This window comes from Povalibacter sp. (genome assembly GCF_036735925.1).
GTDB lineage: Bacteria > Pseudomonadota > Gammaproteobacteria > Steroidobacterales > Steroidobacteraceae > Steroidobacter.
This window is the reverse complement of record NZ_DAINNK010000025.1, coordinates 27,004-42,598: the sequence shown is the minus strand read 5'-3', so window position 1 is coordinate 42,598 and position 15,595 is coordinate 27,004. Positions and strand designations below refer to the sequence as shown.

Annotated in this window: 16 protein-coding genes and 1 riboswitch; of the genes, 8 read left to right on the top strand and 8 right to left on the bottom strand. The window is 64.9% G+C overall.

Going from position 1 to position 15,595, the window contains the following annotated elements; all coding sequences use genetic code 11:
* The first annotated feature begins 1 nt into the window (after position 1).
* The gene (locus V7D81_RS09995; protein WP_324316215.1) at positions 2-1,096 is read left to right on the top strand and encodes a lipocalin-like domain-containing protein; all 1,095 of its coding nucleotides are present in this window, start codon (positions 2-4) and stop codon (positions 1,094-1,096) included.
* Between the two features lie 74 nt (positions 1,097-1,170).
* Here V7D81_RS09995 and V7D81_RS09990 read toward each other — a convergent pair whose 3' ends face one another.
* The 5 genes from V7D81_RS09990 to V7D81_RS09970 all read right to left on the bottom strand — a co-directional run bounded on the left by V7D81_RS09990 (position 1,171) and on the right by V7D81_RS09970 (position 5,342).
* Positions 1,171-1,518, bottom strand: coding sequence for a high-potential iron-sulfur protein (locus V7D81_RS09990; RefSeq protein ID WP_324316214.1), 348 nt, complete (start codon positions 1,516-1,518; stop codon positions 1,171-1,173).
* A 117-nt stretch (positions 1,519-1,635) separates the two neighbouring features.
* Positions 1,636-2,121 carry a ribonuclease E activity regulator RraA gene (gene rraA, locus V7D81_RS09985; protein ID WP_324316213.1) on the bottom strand — a complete coding sequence of 162 codons (486 nt, stop codon included), beginning with the start codon at positions 2,119-2,121 and terminating at the stop codon, positions 1,636-1,638.
* Positions 2,122-2,220: 99 nt separating this feature from the next.
* Positions 2,221-4,104, bottom strand: coding sequence for a hypothetical protein (locus V7D81_RS09980; protein WP_324316210.1), 1,884 nt, complete (start codon positions 4,102-4,104; stop codon positions 2,221-2,223).
* A gap of 199 nt (positions 4,105-4,303) precedes the next feature.
* A riboswitch (cyclic di-GMP riboswitch) is annotated at positions 4,304-4,390 on the bottom strand.
* Between the two features lie 107 nt (positions 4,391-4,497).
* Entirely contained in the window at positions 4,498-4,839 is a 342-nt protein-coding gene (locus tag V7D81_RS09975) for a hypothetical protein (RefSeq protein ID WP_324316208.1), read from the bottom strand.
* Between the two features lie 203 nt (positions 4,840-5,042).
* Positions 5,043-5,342 (bottom strand): hypothetical protein, encoded by a 300-nt coding sequence (locus V7D81_RS09970; RefSeq protein ID WP_324316206.1) that lies wholly within the window; start codon positions 5,340-5,342, stop codon positions 5,043-5,045.
* A 153-nt stretch (positions 5,343-5,495) separates the two neighbouring features.
* Between V7D81_RS09970 and V7D81_RS09965 the strand changes: the two genes are divergently transcribed.
* The 5 genes from V7D81_RS09965 to V7D81_RS09945 all read left to right on the top strand — a co-directional run bounded on the left by V7D81_RS09965 (position 5,496) and on the right by V7D81_RS09945 (position 10,302).
* On the top strand, positions 5,496-5,891 hold the full coding sequence (locus V7D81_RS09965; RefSeq protein WP_324316204.1) for a hypothetical protein: 396 nt from the start codon (positions 5,496-5,498) through the stop codon (positions 5,889-5,891).
* A 155-nt stretch (positions 5,892-6,046) separates the two neighbouring features.
* Complete coding sequence (locus tag V7D81_RS09960) at positions 6,047-7,465, top strand: circularly permuted type 2 ATP-grasp protein (RefSeq protein ID WP_324316202.1); 1,419 nt, start codon at positions 6,047-6,049, stop codon at positions 7,463-7,465.
* Positions 7,466-7,468: 3 nt separating this feature from the next.
* Positions 7,469-8,416 (top strand): alpha-E domain-containing protein, encoded by a 948-nt coding sequence (locus V7D81_RS09955; RefSeq protein ID WP_324316200.1) that lies wholly within the window; start codon positions 7,469-7,471, stop codon positions 8,414-8,416.
* 215 nt (positions 8,417-8,631) lie between these two features.
* Positions 8,632-9,441, top strand: coding sequence for a transglutaminase family protein (locus V7D81_RS09950; RefSeq protein WP_324316198.1), 810 nt, complete (start codon positions 8,632-8,634; stop codon positions 9,439-9,441).
* 123 nt (positions 9,442-9,564) lie between these two features.
* Positions 9,565-10,302: a proteasome-type protease gene (locus tag V7D81_RS09945; protein WP_324316196.1), complete on the top strand. Its 738-nt coding sequence runs from the start codon at positions 9,565-9,567 to the stop codon at positions 10,300-10,302.
* A gap of 126 nt (positions 10,303-10,428) precedes the next feature.
* On the opposite strand, the gene motB is transcribed toward V7D81_RS09945, so the two are convergent.
* Positions 10,429-11,397, bottom strand: coding sequence for a flagellar motor protein MotB (gene motB / locus V7D81_RS09940; protein ID WP_324316194.1), 969 nt, complete (start codon positions 11,395-11,397; stop codon positions 10,429-10,431).
* A gap of 14 nt (positions 11,398-11,411) precedes the next feature.
* Positions 11,412-12,269 carry a flagellar motor stator protein MotA gene (gene motA, locus V7D81_RS09935; RefSeq protein WP_324316192.1) on the bottom strand — a complete coding sequence of 286 codons (858 nt, stop codon included), beginning with the start codon at positions 12,267-12,269 and terminating at the stop codon, positions 11,412-11,414.
* Positions 12,270-12,423: 154 nt separating this feature from the next.
* Here motA and V7D81_RS09930 point away from each other — a divergent pair, with 154 nt between their 5' ends.
* Together V7D81_RS09930 and V7D81_RS09925 are read left to right on the top strand one after the other, a co-directional pair.
* Positions 12,424-13,206, top strand: coding sequence for a secretin N-terminal domain-containing protein (locus V7D81_RS09930; protein ID WP_324316190.1), 783 nt, complete (start codon positions 12,424-12,426; stop codon positions 13,204-13,206).
* Positions 13,207-13,395: 189 nt separating this feature from the next.
* Positions 13,396-13,989, top strand: a complete 594-nt coding sequence (locus V7D81_RS09925) for a hypothetical protein (protein ID WP_324316188.1) — start codon at positions 13,396-13,398, stop codon at positions 13,987-13,989.
* A gap of 63 nt (positions 13,990-14,052) precedes the next feature.
* Here V7D81_RS09925 and V7D81_RS09920 read toward each other — a convergent pair whose 3' ends face one another.
* On the bottom strand, positions 14,053-15,501 hold the full coding sequence (locus V7D81_RS09920; RefSeq protein ID WP_324316187.1) for a sensor histidine kinase: 1,449 nt from the start codon (positions 15,499-15,501) through the stop codon (positions 14,053-14,055).
* Positions 15,502-15,595: the final 94 nt, after the last annotated feature.

Genomic DNA, 15,595 nt, shown 5'->3' with positions numbered 1-15,595 from the left:
GATGCGCTTTCTTTCCTGCTTCACGGCACTCGCCATCGTCTTCCTGAGCGCGGCGATGGCGCAGGACGTCGTCTATCCCGACGTCGTGCCGGGCTACGAAATCGGGTTTCCGCGCGATGAAGGCAGTCATACGTCGTTCCGCACCGAATGGTGGTACGTGACCGGATGGCTCGAAACGCCGCAGGGCGATCCGCTCGGATTTCAGGTCACGTTCTTTCGCACGCGTCCCGGAACGCAGGAAAGCAACCCGTCGCGCTTTGCCGCGAAGCAGGTGCTGTTCGCGCACGCGGCGCTCAGCGATCCGCGCCGCGGCAAGCTGCTGCGCGGCGAGCGCGCGGCACGGGAAGGCTTCGGCCTCGCGTACGCTCAGCCGCAGCGGCTCGATGTCGCCATCGAAGATTGGTCGCTGCAGCGGGTCGACGAGGGTGCCGCGTCGAACGGTCGCTATCGCGCCGTCGTCGATACCGCAGAGTTCGCTTTCGATCTGCAACTGCAGGCGCAGTCTTCGCCGCTGCTCAATGGCAAGAACGGTTTCAGTCAGAAGGCACCGGACGTGCGCACCGCCAGCTACTACTACAGCCTGCCCGGCCTGCAGGTCGAAGGGTCATTGCGAACCGCAGCGGGGACACAGCGCGTTCGCGGTCACGCCTGGCTCGATCACGAATGGTCCACGACGTTTCTCGACGCGCAGACGCAGGGCTGGGACTGGACGGCGATCAACCTGGACGACGGCGGCGCGCTGATGGTGTCGCGGATGCGCGATCCGACGTCGGCGCAGCGCTGGGCGTTCGCGTCGCATCGCCAGGCCCGCGGCGATGAAGTGCAGACTTTTGCGCCTGAGCAGATCGAATGGCAACCGCTGCGACGCTGGCGTTCGCCGCGCACGGGCATCGAGTATCCGGTGGAGTGGCAGGTGCGCGTCGGCGAGCGTCGCATCCGTCTGCGACCGCTGATGGACGATCAGGAAAGCGATACGCGCGCCAGTACCGGAACGATTTACTGGGAAGGCGCGGTGACGGCGTTCGATGAAGGGGATCGTGCGATCGGACGCGGTTACCTGGAGCTGACCGGGTATGGTCAGCGGCTGACTTTCTGATCTGACTGTAGGTCAGGCTTTAGCCTGACTTCCCAGAGGCCGGCTGAAGCCGGCCCCACAGGAAGGCGAAGAAATCAGCCGGGTTTCGCCCCCGGCTTCAGCACCCACACCTTGCACCAGCCGTCCTTGTTCACGAGCTTGCCGGGGAACAGATTGCAGGGACGCCACTCGTCGCCTTCCTTGCCGGTGAGCTGCACGCAGTTGTGGCAGAAGCTGCCGGCCTTGTACTGCGGCACCTTGTTCGGATCGACTTTCTTCGCATCGTGCACATAGCCCATCGCCATCCCGAGCGAATCCTGTTCGGAGAGATGCGGCAGTTCATCCGCCTCGGCGCGGCGCACGAGACCGGCGCAGGGCAGGGCGACGAGTCCGGCAACGGCTGTCTTGAGCAGCGTGCGACGATCGACACTGGAATCGCTCATGATGAACCTCGGCTGGCGAAATGCTGGCTGGCGCGGATTCTAGCGCCGCATCGAGGCCGGAGTGTTCGTGCCCTCGACCCGAGGACATTACTTTGCACTCCGATTTGCGAGTGATTTTCAGTTCGCGGGAAGCTGGCGGCGCGCGACGACGATGCCGTCCTCATCCGCGTACACCCAGTCGTCGTTGCGGAACGTGACGCCGGCAAAACGCACGGGCAGATCGCGCTGGCCTTCGCCGCGTTTGTCCGTCTTCATCGGATGCGTGCCGAGGGCGCGCACGCCCAGCGGCATGGCCGCGATCGCCGCGGAATCGCGGATGCAGCCGTAGACGATCGCGCCGCTCCAGCCATTGTCGACGGCCTTCTGCGCCAGCAGATCACCCAGTACGGCGCGGCGCATCGAGCCGCCGGCATCGATCACCAGTACGCGACCCGCGCCGCGTTCGGCCACGAGATCGCGCACCCGCGAGTTGTCTTCGAAACACTTGATGGTCGCGACGGCGCCGGCGAAGCGCGGGTTGCCGCCATAGCTGCGGAACAGGGGTTCGCAGACTTCGAGTTCGTCGCTGAATTGATCGCAGAGATCGGCGGTGCGGAAATCCATGCTCGGTGACCTGGTGAAGAGGGCACGCGAGTTTGCCGGAGCGCGGGAGCGGGGAGAAGCGGGAATGATGAAGTGCGCGCGCCACTGCGTGGCGCGCCGTCACTTCGTCAGCTTGTCCACCAGGCGCGACAGCAGGGAATCGTTCTTCGGCAGCTTGCGGATCGCGCTCTCCGACAGCTGCACCTCGCGCGCCTCGTCGAGCAGCTGTTCGCTCAGGCTGCGTTTCACGAGCGCCTTGTGCTTGCCCGTCGCGGAAGTCTTGCTCATCGGCGCCGAGCGCTTGGTGGCATGCGCCGCGGACTTGGCTGCGGGTTTCAGCGTCTTGTGCTTGCCGCTCGCGTCGACCTTGAACGAGCCGGTGGCGCCGGGCTTGAACGAACCGGTCGCATTCGGATTGAACGAGCCCGTGGCGTTGGGATTGAAGGTGCCGCTGGGACTGCGATCCGTCACTTCCATGGTCACGGTCGGGATGGTCGGTTTGCGATCGCGCGCGTGATTGAGTTCGATGATCTTGCCTTCAGTCTGCGCTGCCGCGGTTGCTTTCGGTGCGGGCGCGTCCTTGAAACGGGTCTGCTCGGCGGCGCTGATGCGGATCACGCTCGGCGAGGGGAAGAACGTGCGCAGATAGCCGGAGACCGCTTCTGCCGAGACTTCTTCGCGGAAGAAGCCGAGGCGCAGGGAGTACACGATCTTGCCGCTGCCGGCATTGGCAATCGAATACACGCTGTAGGCCTCGAAGATGTCGAGGTGCGGCATGGCATCGAGATTCACCGGACGTTCCGACACGACCAGCTGGATCGAGAACCACTTTTCCTGCGAGTCGTCGTTGAGTTCGGCGCTGGTGAGCGCGCGGATCGTCTGCGTGCTGTCGAGCTCCGGCACGCGGCGATCACCCGCCGGCGGCTGCGCGCGCGCGGCGACTGGCGCGGCAGCAGGTTTGGTCTCCGGGGGCTTGCGCGCCGGCTCGCTCTTGGCGGCGGCGGGCTTTGACGCTTCCTTGACCGACGGCGCTGCCTTCGCAGCAGCCGGTTTCGCAGGCGGTGCTACCGGCGCGGCAGGAATGGGATGTTTCGCCGTCGATTCGAGACTGAGCGCAGAACCCGGAATCTCGACGCCCTTGCCGACATGGAAAGGCTGTGCCGGAGCATTCGCAGGCGCGGCAGCGGCGGCCGGCTTCGGCGGTGCGGGTTCCTTCTCCAGCGTCAGCTGGATTTCAGCCGGCGCGGCGAGCGCCTTCTTCGCCGCTTCGGCCGGCGGGCTGGAGGCCGGTGCCTTGATGACGGTGTCCGTCTTGTAGACGGGCGCGACGGTCTGCGGTGCCGGCGCGCTGGCAGACGGCTGCGGCGGCGTGAGTTCGGGCAGATCCCACGAGAGTTCGATGTCGGTTTCGGAGGCCGACTGAGCCGCTGCCGGTTTCGCAGGCGCTGCCGCGACGGCCGCGGGCTTCGCGATGACAGGTGCAGGTCTGGCTGCGGCCGCTTCCTGTTTCACCGCTGCCTTCGGCGCTTCTTTCGCAACCGCTGGCGCCGGCGTAGCGGCGACCGGCGCTGCCTTCACCGGTTCTTCGACGGCAGCCGGCTTCGGCACCAGCACCGGACGCTTCCACGCCGCCGTGGTTTCCGTGTTGGGCACATAGCCGCGGGCGAAGCGACGATCGTCGTCGGACAGACAGGCAACGAATGCGGTCGGATAGTTGTCGCGAACGGCGCTCAGCGCCTGTTCCGCATCGGCTTCGCTGGTGAAGAATCCGAGTCGCAGGCGATGACGCGTGCGGCCGTCTTCGGCGCGCGCCACCTGGTAGAGCTTGTGGCTGTCGAAGCCGGGAATGGTCTTGCCGGCGGTCTGGATCGGCGCGATCGAAGAACAGAGATTGATGATGAAGAGCGTGTTGGCGGGTTCGGTGGAGGATGTCGCTGCGAGCAGCGGATCGACGGACGCATTGGCGCCACGTCCCACGAAGACCTTGCTGGTGTTCTCTTCCACGTTCCTTCCCCATCAAATCCGCAATCCGGTCGAACCACGGCCGGACGGATCATTTCGACGGGGGAGAGAATGCGTGCGCGCGCATCTCGATTGATGTCACGTCGACGGCGCTGAGTGGATTTCTGATCGATGAGAAGAAGAAAACTTCTGCTGACCGACCGATGGCGTCCGTCGAATCAACCGCATTCGTCCTGCGGTTCGTGGCAACCCCGCTGTCCTGGGAAATGATTCCGTTAGACCGGTAGCTTTGCGTCCTCGCCTTTCAGCGAGTTTGCCCTTGGCACGAATCGATTCTTCGGCAGCGCGACGGGATAAGTCAAGCGGCCAGGTCGGTTTCAGGAGACATGTAATACGGCGACAGTGGAGGGGCTGTCGCGGCGGTGAGGTTATGTCTCACACGGCCATGCGCGTCCAGGCTTCCTTGCTGACGCTGGCCGGTTCGCCGGCCATGATGCGCGGCGCGAGCTGCGACACGATGTGGACCTGTGCCGCGTCCGACAGACCCAGCGCGCGCAGCGCGCCTTCCAGTCCGTCGATCAGTTGACGCCGGTCCGTCTCGCTCGGGCAGGCATCGCGGGCCAGCGAGGCGAGTTCGTCGCCGACGCTCTGAATGGTCTCGGCGATCGACGGCGCGAACTCGCTCAGGTCGCCGCGCAGTCGGGCTGCGAAGCGGAACGAGTTGTAGGCGCAGACGTACGCCCGGTTCCGCAGCTTCAGATTTCGGAGCAACCCCATGTCTGTCAGGTCCGTTCGAGTGTGGTCGGCGGAAAGTCTGCGGAAGCCGGCTCGCCGCGTGGTGTGAGCTGCATCACAAAAGGCGGGCGCTTCCGGGTGTTGCGCCGTCGCCGCATTGCCAATCAAGTACCTGCGCGAGAAGAAAAAAATTCAGCTCCTGCGAGGTCAAAAACGGATTGACTTGTGTGTTCGGCCGTGACCGTTCAGGCACGGCCGACGTTGCGATCGGTCGGCGAGTGGAAGTACTCGCTCTCGGCGGCGAACTGCTTCATGAGCTTGCGCAGTTCTTCTAAACGACCTTCTGCCGTGCTGATCGGCAGGCACTCCTCGCACTCGGGGTCGGAGCAGGGCTGACGCGAATAGAGCCAGTACTGCACGGCGCCCGCGAGCAGACCGTCGGCGATGTCCCAGATGTCCGCCTTCTGGTCCGTGTCGGCGATCCGGTTGCCGAGGTCGACGGCCTTGCCGAAGGCCTCGGAGAAGGGATTATCGTTTTCCTGCATTGGGGGCGTCGGGAGCGAGCGGAGAGGGCCGGCATTGTAACCAGTCGGACACGCCTTCATAGAGAAAGGCCTGCCTTGAGGCGCAGGCCTGCTTGATGTGAAGAAATGGGGCTGCTTTACTCCCCGCCCGCTGACATAACCGCCGAGGAACCCATGGCTGACGAACGCGATGCCGAAGCGCAGATGGATGCCGATGCGCTGTACCAGGAAGAAATGTTTACCGATCGTCGCGTGGGCGCCCTGCGTCGGCTGACCCCCGTCAAGCGCGACGGATCGAGGGACGAGACACGCCCGGTCCTGTTCGTGGGCCAGGCGGAAATCATGACCAACATGGGTCCGGTGCCGCTGAGCTTCGAGATTCCGGGCGAGACGCTCGACCAGGCCGTGGCCGGGTTCGGTGTCGCGGCCCAGGCCGCCATCGAGCGCACCGTGCAGCAGATCCAGGAGATGCGCCGGCAGCAGGCCTCGCAGCTGGTCGTGCCCCAGGGCGGCTTGCCGCCGACCATGGGGGGCGGCGGGCGCGGCGGCGGCAAGATCCAGCTGCCCTGACCGCCCGCGGATCGCACCACGATGGTTTCTGTGCTGCCCCGTTCTGGGGCGGCTCGCTCCGGCCAGTAGCGGCTTTTACCGCGTAATGCACTGATTCCGGGCTGGCACGGTTTTCGCTCCCTCGGCTCCTGTCGCCACGAGAACCAGGACCGCGGATGCCAGGGGAGACGCCTTACGATGAAATGCACGCGCCGGACGGCAGTGTTCGCGAGCACTACCGGACCTTCGCGTCATGGCTCGCCAGAACACCGAAAGACCGGGTAGCGCAGAAGCGCACCGAAGCCGATTCGCTCTTTCACCGCGTCGGCATCACCTTCGCCGTCTATGGCGAAGAGGCGGGCACCGAACGCCTGATTCCCTTCGACATCGTTCCCCGCATCATCCCGGCGCCCGAATGGCAGCACCTCGCCGCGGGACTGCGCCAGCGCGTGCGGGCGCTCAACGCCTTCATCGCCGACATCTATCACGACCAGGACATCCTCGCGGCCGGCCGCATTCCGGCCGAGCAGGTGCTGTGCAACGGCCAGTACCGGCCCGAGATGCAGGGCGTCGACGTGCCCGGCTCTATTTACGCGCACATCGCCGGGATCGACGTGGTGCGCGCCGGCGCCGGCGAGTTCTACGTGCTCGAAGACAACCTGCGCGTGCCTTCGGGTGTCTCCTACATGCTCGAAGACCGCCGCATGATGATGCGGCTGTTTCCGGAGCTGTTCGCGCAGCATTCGATCGCCCCGGTCGAGCACTATCCCGATCTGCTGCTCGAGAATCTGCGCAGCGTCGCGCCGCCGGGCGTGAACGATCCGACGGTCGTGCTGCTGACCCCGGGTGCCTACAACAGCGCGTATTTCGAACATGCCTTCCTCGCCCAGCAGATGGGTATCGAACTGGTCGAAGGCCAGGATCTCTACGTCGAAGACGAATTCCTCTACATGCGCACCACGCGCGGCCCGCAGCGCGTCGACGTGATCTACCGCCGTCTCGACGACGACTTCATGGATCCGCTGGTGTTCCGTCCCGATTCGATGCTCGGCATTCCGGGCCTGCTCGCCGCGTATCGCGCCGGTCGCGTCACGATTGCCAATGCGATCGGCACCGGCGTCGCCGACGACAAATCCATCTATCCGTACGTGCCGGACATGATCCGCTTCTATCTCGGCGAGGAGCCGCTGCTGTCGAACGTGCCGACCTACGTGCTGCGGCGGAAGGAAGATCTCGACTACACGCTGGCGCATCTGCCCGAACTCGTCGTCAAGGAAGTCCACGGCGCCGGCGGCTACGGCATGTTGATCGGCCCGTCGTCGACCAAGGAACAGATCGAGGACTTCCGCCAGCGCATTCTCAAGAGCCCGGAGAAATACATCGCGCAGCCGACGCTGTCGCTGTCGGCCTGCCCGACCTTCGTCGAACAGGGCGTCGCGCCGCGTCACCTGGATCTGCGGCCCTTCGTGCTGTCGGGTGCGGAAGTGACGCTCGTGCCCGGCGGCCTCACGCGCGTCGCGTTGCGCGAAGGATCGCTGGTCGTGAATTCGTCGCAGGGCGGCGGCACCAAAGACACGTGGGTTCTGGAGCGCTGACGGATGCTGAGTCGCACCGCCGACCATCTCTACTGGATGGCCCGCTACACCGAGCGCGCCGAGAACCTCGCGCGCATGCTCGAAGTGAACTACCGGATGTCGCTGCTGCCGCAGGGCCCGGAAATCGTCGAGCAGGGCTGGGTCGCCACCCTGACCATCATCGGCCTGATGGATGCGTTCAAGCAGCGCTACGGCGCCGTCACGCCGGCGAACGCCATCGCCTTCCTGGTATTCGATCGCGACAACCCGATGAGCATCTACAGCTGCGTGCGCGCCGCGCGCGAGAACGCACGTGCCGTGCGCGGCACGCTGACGTCCGAAATCTGGGAAAGCGTCAATGCCACCTGGCTGGAAATACGCGTCGCCGGCATGCGCCCTTCGTCGGAAGCCGAAGTCGGCAATTTCTTCGAATGGGTGAAGCACCGTTCGCATCTCATCCGCGGCGTGATTCAGGGCACGATGCTGCGCGACGAGGCCTGGCACTTCACCTGGCTCGGCACGTATCTGGAACGCTCCGACAGCACCGCGCGCATCCTCGACGTGAAGTACCACCTGCTGCTGCCGCGCGGCGAGAAAGCGGGCGGCGCCGCCGACTACTATCAATGGAGCGCGCTGCTCAATTCGGTGTCGGCCTTCGAGGTGTATCGCCGCGTCTATCGCGACCTGATCACGCCCCGCCGCGTCGCGGAACTGCTGGTACTGCGCTCCGACATGCCACGCTCGCTGCATCGCTGCGTCGAGCAGCTCTACACGCACCTCATCGCCGTCCGCAACGGCCAGTCCGCCGAAACCGAGCGGCGTGCCGGCGAACTGCATGCGTCGCTGCGCTTCGGACGCATCGAAGACATTTTCGAACTCGGCCTGCACGAATACCTCGTGCAGTTCATGGGCCGCACCCGTGACCTGGGCGAGCGCGTCTCGCGCGACTTCCTGGTGTCGGCGGCGGATTGAAGACTAAGAAAGTTTCACACGGAGTTCACGGAGAGCACGGAGCCAGAGATCAAGAAAGAAGAATTTCCACGGGGGAGGAATGGGAACACGGGGAGCACGGGGAAAGAAAATTGCTCTTTCTTGAGACCCCGTGCTCCCCGTGTCCCCCGTGGAAATTCTCTTCTCTTAAACTCCGTGCCCTCCGTGAACTCCGTGTGAAACTCTGAGGATCTACGATGCAGTTGCACATTCGTCACGAGACTACGTATCGCTACGGCGAGCCGGTGAAGCGCAGCGTGCAGAACCTGCGGCTGACGCCGCGGCGCGATCCGGTGCAGCGCGCGCTGAACTGGAGCATCAGCGCGCCGGGACGTCAGCACGAGCAGATCGACGCGTACGGCAACGTCGTGCATCTGCTGACGCTCGACGAGCCGCATCGCGAGATCCGCATCGTCGTCAGCGGCGTCGTCGAAACCTACGACGTCGAGGGCGAGGCATTGCCGAACGACGGCAAGCTGTCGCCGCTCACTTATCTGGCCGAGACCAATCTCACGCGCGTGGACCCGGCGCTGCAGTCCTTCGCGCAGCAGAGCCTGCCGAGGACGGCCGATCGCCGCAGCAATCTGCTCAAGCTGGCGCACGCCGTCAGCGATACCGTGCACTACGAGCGCGGTGCCACCGACGTCCACGAACCCGCCGTGCGTGCATTCGCCCGCGGCAAGGGCGTCTGCCAGGATCACGCCCACGTCTTCATCGCCTGCTGCCGGGCCGCCGGTATCCCGGCGCGCTACGTCAGCGGCTATCTCTACACCGGCAAGGGCGACGAGGTCGCGAGCCACGCATGGGCCGACGCCTGGCTCGGCCCGGACGAGGGCTGGATGCCGATCGACATCACTCATCGCACGCTCGCCGGCGGCCGGCATTGCCGTCTCGCCGTCGGTCGCGACTATCTCGATGCCTGCCCGGTCCGCGGCGTGCGCCGCGGCGGCGGTGCGGAAGAAATGCAGGTCGCTGTGGTCATTGCGGCTTCGGCGCAGCAGCAATGAAAGAGAATGGCCGCAAAAAGGCGCAGAAGACACAATGAAAGAAGATTCTCATTTCTGACCTTGAGTCTTTTGCGACTTTTTGCGGCCATTGCCTTCGTTCTGAACTCCAAAGGCGGATTTCAAATGACGTATTGCGTTGGCATCCTGCTGGATGCCGGTATGGTGTTCCTGGCGGATTCGCGCACCAATGCGGGCGTGGATCAGATCAGCACGTTCCGCAAGGTTTCCGTGTTCGAGAAGCCGGACGATCGAGTGATGGTGCTGATGAGCGCGGGCAATCTGGCGATCTCGCAGGCGCTGATCAATACGCTGCGCGAGAGGACGCAGCAGCCGGACGGCGAGAGCCTGTTCACGGCGCCGAACATGTTTGCGGCGGTCACGCACATCGGTGACATGCTGCGCGAGGTCTACAAGCGCGACGCGGAGGCGCTCAAGGACCACAACATCGAGTTCAATGCGTCGCTGATCTTCGGCGGCCAGATCGGTCGCGAGCCGCCGCGCCTGTTCTGCGTCTATGCCGCCGGCAACTTCATCGAAGCGACGCCCGATACGCCGTACTTCCAGATCGGCGAATCCAAGTACGGCAAGCCGATCATCGATCGCGTCGTCACGCGCAGCACCAGCATCGCGCAGGCCGCGAAGTGCGCGCTGATCTCCATGGACTCCACCATCCGTTCCAATCTCTCGGTCGGCCTGCCGCTCGATCTGCTGAGCATCCACCGCGACACGCTGCGGGTGCAGAGCCACATCAGCATCAATGAAGATCACGACTACTTCAGAATGATCCGCACGCGCTGGAGCGAGAGCCTGCGCCATGCGTTCCATGAGCTGCCCGATCCGGAGTGGCTGCGGCGGAGCTGAAACCAGCCGGATTGGTACGCAAAAAGCACAAGGCGGAACACAAGAAGCACAAAAATCCTGATTCTTCCGAGAAGAAATCTCCTTGCGCCTTTTGTGTTCTTCGTTTGCGCTTTTTGCGTACCAATCCTAGTTCTGTACCGGTGAAAGGGCGGCCACCGGCTCACCGGATGTCGCCGCGCCCGCGCCATTGTCCTGCACGCTCAGCAGCGACCCGTTCTCGTGGTTGATTGCGTCTTCGGTGCGCTTGTTCATCACGACGATGCTGATGCGGCGATTGATCGGGCTGTCCGGTGCCTGCGGATCGAGCAGCACGCTGGAGGCGAGGCCGACGACGCGGCCGATGCGCGCTTCGGTGAGGCCGCCGCCGAGCAGCGAGCGGCGCGCGGCGTTGGCGCGATCGGCGGAGAGTTCCCAGTTGCTGTAGTTCAGGCGGCCGTAGGGACGAATGTCGGTGTGGCCGCTGATGCTGATGCGGTTCGGTACGTTGTCGATGACGGTAGCGAGTTCGCGCAGGATCGTGTCGGCGAACGGTTCGAGCGTCGGGCTGCCGAGCGGAAACATCGACCGGCGTTCGTGATCGATGATCTGGATGCGTACGCCTTCCGGCGTGACGTCCAGCAGGATCTGATCCTTGAACTTCGCCAGCGACTCGCGCTGATCGATGGCTTCGCGCAATTCCGTCATCAGTCCTTCGAGGCGTTCCTTGTCGAGTTCTTCGGCAAGTTTCTCGGCCGTGTCTGCATTGATCGGCGCGGCCGGATCGGCCGAAGCGGATTCTTCCGTCGCCGTGCGGTGCAGTTCCATGCCGCCGCCGAGCGTGATCATGCTGATGCTGGCGCCGCCGGGGCCGTTGATCGATGTCGGCGACGGCATCGTGCTCGAGCCCGGCACGGCGGATGGATTGTTGAAGTATTCGGAGATCGCGCCCTTCTGTTCCTCGCTGGTCGATCCCATCAGCCACATGAGCAGGAAGAACGCCATCATCGCGGTGGCGAAGTCGGCGAAGGCGACTTTCCATGAGCCGCCGTGATGGCCATGGCCGCCCTTCTTTACGCGCTTGATGACGATCGTCGGCGCGTCGCTGCCCTTGGCCATGGCGCTGGCTACCGTCAGGCCTTCTTGCCGCGCAGCTGCGCTTCAAGATCCTTGAAGCTCGGACGCAGTTCGCCCGGCGTGGACTTGCGGCCGAACTCGATCGCGACCTGCGGCGGATGGCCCTGCACGAAGCCGAGGATGCAGGTCTTGATGGTCCGGTAGAACTGCGACTCGTCGTTGGCGATGCGCTCCATCGCATTGCTCATCGGGCTGACGAAGCCGTACGCGAGCAGGATGCCGAGGAAGGTGCCGACCAGCGCGGCCGCGACCTTGATGCCGATTTCCTCCGGCGGGCCGCCGAGCGCGCCCATCGTGTTCACGATGCCGAGCACGGCCGCGACGATGCCGAAGCCGGGCAGGGCGTCCGCGACCTTGCTCATGGCGGCGGCGGGTTCTGCGGCTTCGTGGTGATGTGTTTCGATTTCCAGATCCATCAGCGCTTCGAGCTGGAACTGGTCCATGTCGCCGCTGATGATCAGGCGCAGGTAGTCCTGGATGAATTCGGTGGCGTGCTTGTCCTTCAGGATCAGCGGACGCTTGGAAAAGATCTCGCTCTTGGACGGATCCTCGATCACGCGTTCCAGGCCCATCATGCCTTCCTTGCGCGCGACGGAGAGCAGGTCGTACATCACCGCGAACAGCGCCTGGTAGTGGGTCTTCTTGTAGGGCGAGCCCTTGAGCAGGCTCATCACGCCGCCGAACGCGCGCTTCGACACGCTGAACGGATTGGCAATGATGAAGGCACCGACGGCGGCGCCGCCGATGATGATGACTTCCGACGGTTGCCAGAGCGCGGCCAGCTGGCCGCCGTGCACGGCAAATCCGCCGAGCACGCAGCCCATGACGACGACGATGCCGAGAATCAGGTTCATGGGTCCGGAAACTTCCTGCAATGCATGGACGCGGAATCTCCCGTCCCAGGTAACGAAGATCGGCCGCGGAAGTCGGACCTTGAGTGTGATGCGGCTCAGACTTTTCCCTAATCTTTCGTCGCCATGCCGGACCGTTCCGGCGACAATGCGTCGCATGAAACTGTTAACCGCGTCATGGCGGGCGGCGCTCCTGTGCTTGGTGGCGTGGGCGGCCGGTGCGCAGAGTCTGGAAATCATCGATCTGCGTTATCGCACTGCGGCCGAGGTGATTCCCGTATTACAGCCGCTGGTCGAGCCGGGCGGCGCCATCAGCGGCAGCGACTACAAACTCTTCGTGCGCGCGAGCGCCGCCAACGTGACCCAGATCCGGCGCGCACTCGAGCAGCTCGACCGACAGCCGCGCTCGCTGTTTGTATCGGTGCGGCGCGCGAGCCGTCAGACCATCGAGCGCGAAGCGGCTGCAGCGTCGGTGATCGTCGGCAATCGCGGATCGGGTGCGACGGTGCGCGCCACCGAAGGTTCTTCGCAACGCGAAGGCTCGAGCATCAGCAGCGTGCAGGTACTCGAAGGCGGATCGGCGTTCATCTCGACCGGCCAGAGCGTGCCGTACGTGACCGCCGTCGTCGCCGGCGGGCGGCGCCCCTGGATCGGCGCGTCCACGACTTATCGCGATGTGAACAGCGGCTTTCTGGTCACACCGCGCGTAGCGACGCAGCGTGTGACGCTCGATATCGAACAGCAGGCGCAGCAACTCGGTAACAACCAGTCCGTCGATACACAGCGCATCACGACCCAGGCCAGCGGCAGGCTCGGCGAATGGATCGCGCTCGGCGGCGTCAGCGAATCGGCCAGTTCGCAATCGAGCGGCCTACTGAGCTGGCAGTACGCGACGCGCAGCAACGATCTCGAAGTGTGGGTGAAGGTGGAGGAGCGCTGAGGCGCTCCGATTGCCCCCTCCCTAGCCCTCCCCCGGCGACCGGGGGAGGGGAAGAAACAGAGCCCGCCTCTTGATCCCCTCCCCGGTCGCCGGGGGAGGGCAGGGTGGGGGCCGTTCCTGTGACCCACCCAACATCCCCATCGTCGTTTCTGCGCTAGCGTCGATCCTCTCCCACGACCGGACTTCCGCTTGCTCGACCACTGGAAACCGCTGCTCGCCATCATCGTGTGCTGCTTCGGCGTCGCCGGCATGCTCTCCGGCCGACCGATCGAACGCGCTCCGGGCGTGCTGGCGCCCGACGAACCCCTCCAGACGCCGACGACCGCTGCACCGTTCAGCGTGGGCGAGTTCCAGGTCGCGCCGCAGGCGAATTACGACATCACCGCGCGCGTGCTGTCCGTCGAAACCTATCGCGTCGATGGCGGCGCCAGACTCTCGCCGATCGATTTCGCCGTCGGCTGGGGACCGATGTCCGACAGCGCCGTGCTCGATCATTTCCGCATCACGCAGGGCAGCCGCTTCTTCACGATCTATCCCGACGAAGCCGCCATCGATCTCGCCACCGCGCTCAAAGGCGCCGCGAACATGCACCTGATCCCCGGCTCCGCGCGCGTACGCGACCAGCTCGACTCCGTACGCGCCGGCAACGTCGTGCGCCTACAGGGCTACCTCGTCAACGTCAGCCGCGCCGATGGCTATACCTGGAACACCTCGCTCACGCGCAACGACACCGGCGCGGGCGCGTGCGAGCTGTTCTATGTCGAGGATGTGGCGGTTCGGTGATCGAGAGGAGGAAATGGCCGCGAAAAGGCGCAAAAGACACAAGTCAGAACAGGAAGTCCTTTCTCATTCGCTTTGTGTTCTTTGCGCCTTTTTGCGGCCAATTTCGTCCTGTGTCTTTTGCGGCCTCTCATTCTTCTCCCGCGGCAATCGGCACCGCACGATCAGTCCCGGCTGGTTGTCGAGCAGTTCCATCGTGCCCCGATGCAGGCGGATCACGGCGGCGACGAGGCTGAGGCCGAGGCCGCTGCCGGACTGGCTGCGGTCGCGTTCCAGGCGCATGAAGGGTTGCAGGATGCGTTCGCGGTCTTCGGCGGGAACGCCGGGGCCGTTGTCGGCGACGTTCAGGGTGATGGTCTCGGCCGTCGACTCCACGCCGACTTCGACGCGGCCATCCGGCGGGACGTGCTTCAGCGCGTTCTCGACCAGGTTCACCCGCACCTGCGCGAGCAGCTGCTGGTTGCCGCGCAGCAGCGCGTGCTGCTCGCCGCGATAGATGAGCGACTGCGATCGCTCGCTGGCCTCGGGCTGGTACAGGTCGACGATCTCGCGCGCGAGCACGGCCAGATCCACTTCCTCCAGCGGCAGTTCGCGCGAATAGGCATCGGCCTGCGCGATCTGCAGCAGCGTGCCGAGCGTGCGCTGCACGCGATCGAGTTCGGCGAGCGTCGCTTCCATCACCTCGCGCGAATCGGCGGCGAGTCCGCGATGCTGCAATGCTTCTTCGATGCGCACGCGCGCGCGATACAGCGGCGCGCGCAGATCGTGCGCTGCGCTATCGAACGTCGTGCGCAGCAGGCTGGTCTGCTGCTCGATGCGATCGAGCATGCGGTTGACGGTCGCTGAGAGTTCGTCGAACTCGTCGTGCGCGCCTTCGATGGCGAGCCGTTCGGAGAGTTCGCCGGCCATGATGGTGTCGCAGGTGCTGGCGACCGCCGCCACGCGGCGTCGCACGCGCTGGCTGTACACATACGTGACGAGCACGGCGAGCGCGAGACACAGCGCCGTGCCCCAGATCATGGCCGAGCGCAGGCGCGAGGCGAGCCGCTTGCGTTCGAGAATGTCGGTGCCCACCAGCAGCGCACGATTGCCGGGCAGGCGGAAGGTCTGCGCGCGCACCGGATGCGCCACGACGCCGCCGTGCTCGCTCGCGTCGATCTCGAATTCGATCCACTTGTCGCCGGTGCTGATGTGCGATGGCCAGCCCGCGATGTTGCCGGCGATGCGGCGCCCTTGCGCGTCGACGAGCAGGTACACCGCACCCGTGCGACCCCAGTTGTCGGCGCGCCGGTGCAGGTTCTCGATCAGCTGCAGGATGCCGCCGCGCCGGTATTCGTCCAGCAGGGCATTGACCTCGGCCTGGACGTCGACTTCATGATCGAGCACGCGCGCCGTCAGGACATAGACGGCCGTCAGCAGGACGACGATGCCGACGGCGAAGATGCCCACGAACAGCGCCGACAGACGCGCGGTGGAGAGACGGAATTTTCTGGGTGGTTGCGAGGGCGTTGCCATGCGGACGGCAACTATACCTGCGCGGGCCTTTCTTCCTGTAGGTCAGGCTTCAGCCTGACTCCTAAACAGGCCGGCTCAAGCCGGCCCCACAGGA

Bases quoted from the DNA above. Each gene is read 5' to 3' on its own strand.
- V7D81_RS09995 (WP_324316215.1), top strand. From the start codon at position 2: ATGCGCTTTCTTTCCTGCTTCACGGCACTCGCCATCGTCTTCCTGAGC.
- V7D81_RS09990 (WP_324316214.1), bottom strand. From the start codon at position 1,518: ATGAGCGATTCCAGTGTCGATCGTCGCACGCTGCTCAAGACAGCCGTT.
- rraA (WP_324316213.1), bottom strand. From the start codon at position 2,121: ATGGATTTCCGCACCGCCGATCTCTGCGATCAATTCAGCGACGAACTC.
- V7D81_RS09975 (WP_324316208.1), bottom strand. From the start codon at position 4,839: ATGGGGTTGCTCCGAAATCTGAAGCTGCGGAACCGGGCGTACGTCTGC.
- V7D81_RS09970 (WP_324316206.1), bottom strand. From the start codon at position 5,342: ATGCAGGAAAACGATAATCCCTTCTCCGAGGCCTTCGGCAAGGCCGTC.
- V7D81_RS09965 (WP_324316204.1), top strand. From the start codon at position 5,496: ATGGCTGACGAACGCGATGCCGAAGCGCAGATGGATGCCGATGCGCTG.
- V7D81_RS09960 (WP_324316202.1), top strand. From the start codon at position 6,047: ATGCCAGGGGAGACGCCTTACGATGAAATGCACGCGCCGGACGGCAGT.
- V7D81_RS09955 (WP_324316200.1), top strand. From the start codon at position 7,469: ATGCTGAGTCGCACCGCCGACCATCTCTACTGGATGGCCCGCTACACC.
- V7D81_RS09950 (WP_324316198.1), top strand. From the start codon at position 8,632: ATGCAGTTGCACATTCGTCACGAGACTACGTATCGCTACGGCGAGCCG.
- V7D81_RS09945 (WP_324316196.1), top strand. From the start codon at position 9,565: ATGACGTATTGCGTTGGCATCCTGCTGGATGCCGGTATGGTGTTCCTG.
- motB (WP_324316194.1), bottom strand. From the start codon at position 11,397: ATGGCCAAGGGCAGCGACGCGCCGACGATCGTCATCAAGCGCGTAAAG.
- motA (WP_324316192.1), bottom strand. From the start codon at position 12,269: ATGAACCTGATTCTCGGCATCGTCGTCGTCATGGGCTGCGTGCTCGGC.
- V7D81_RS09930 (WP_324316190.1), top strand. From the start codon at position 12,424: ATGAAACTGTTAACCGCGTCATGGCGGGCGGCGCTCCTGTGCTTGGTG.
- V7D81_RS09920 (WP_324316187.1), bottom strand. From the start codon at position 15,501: ATGGCAACGCCCTCGCAACCACCCAGAAAATTCCGTCTCTCCACCGCG.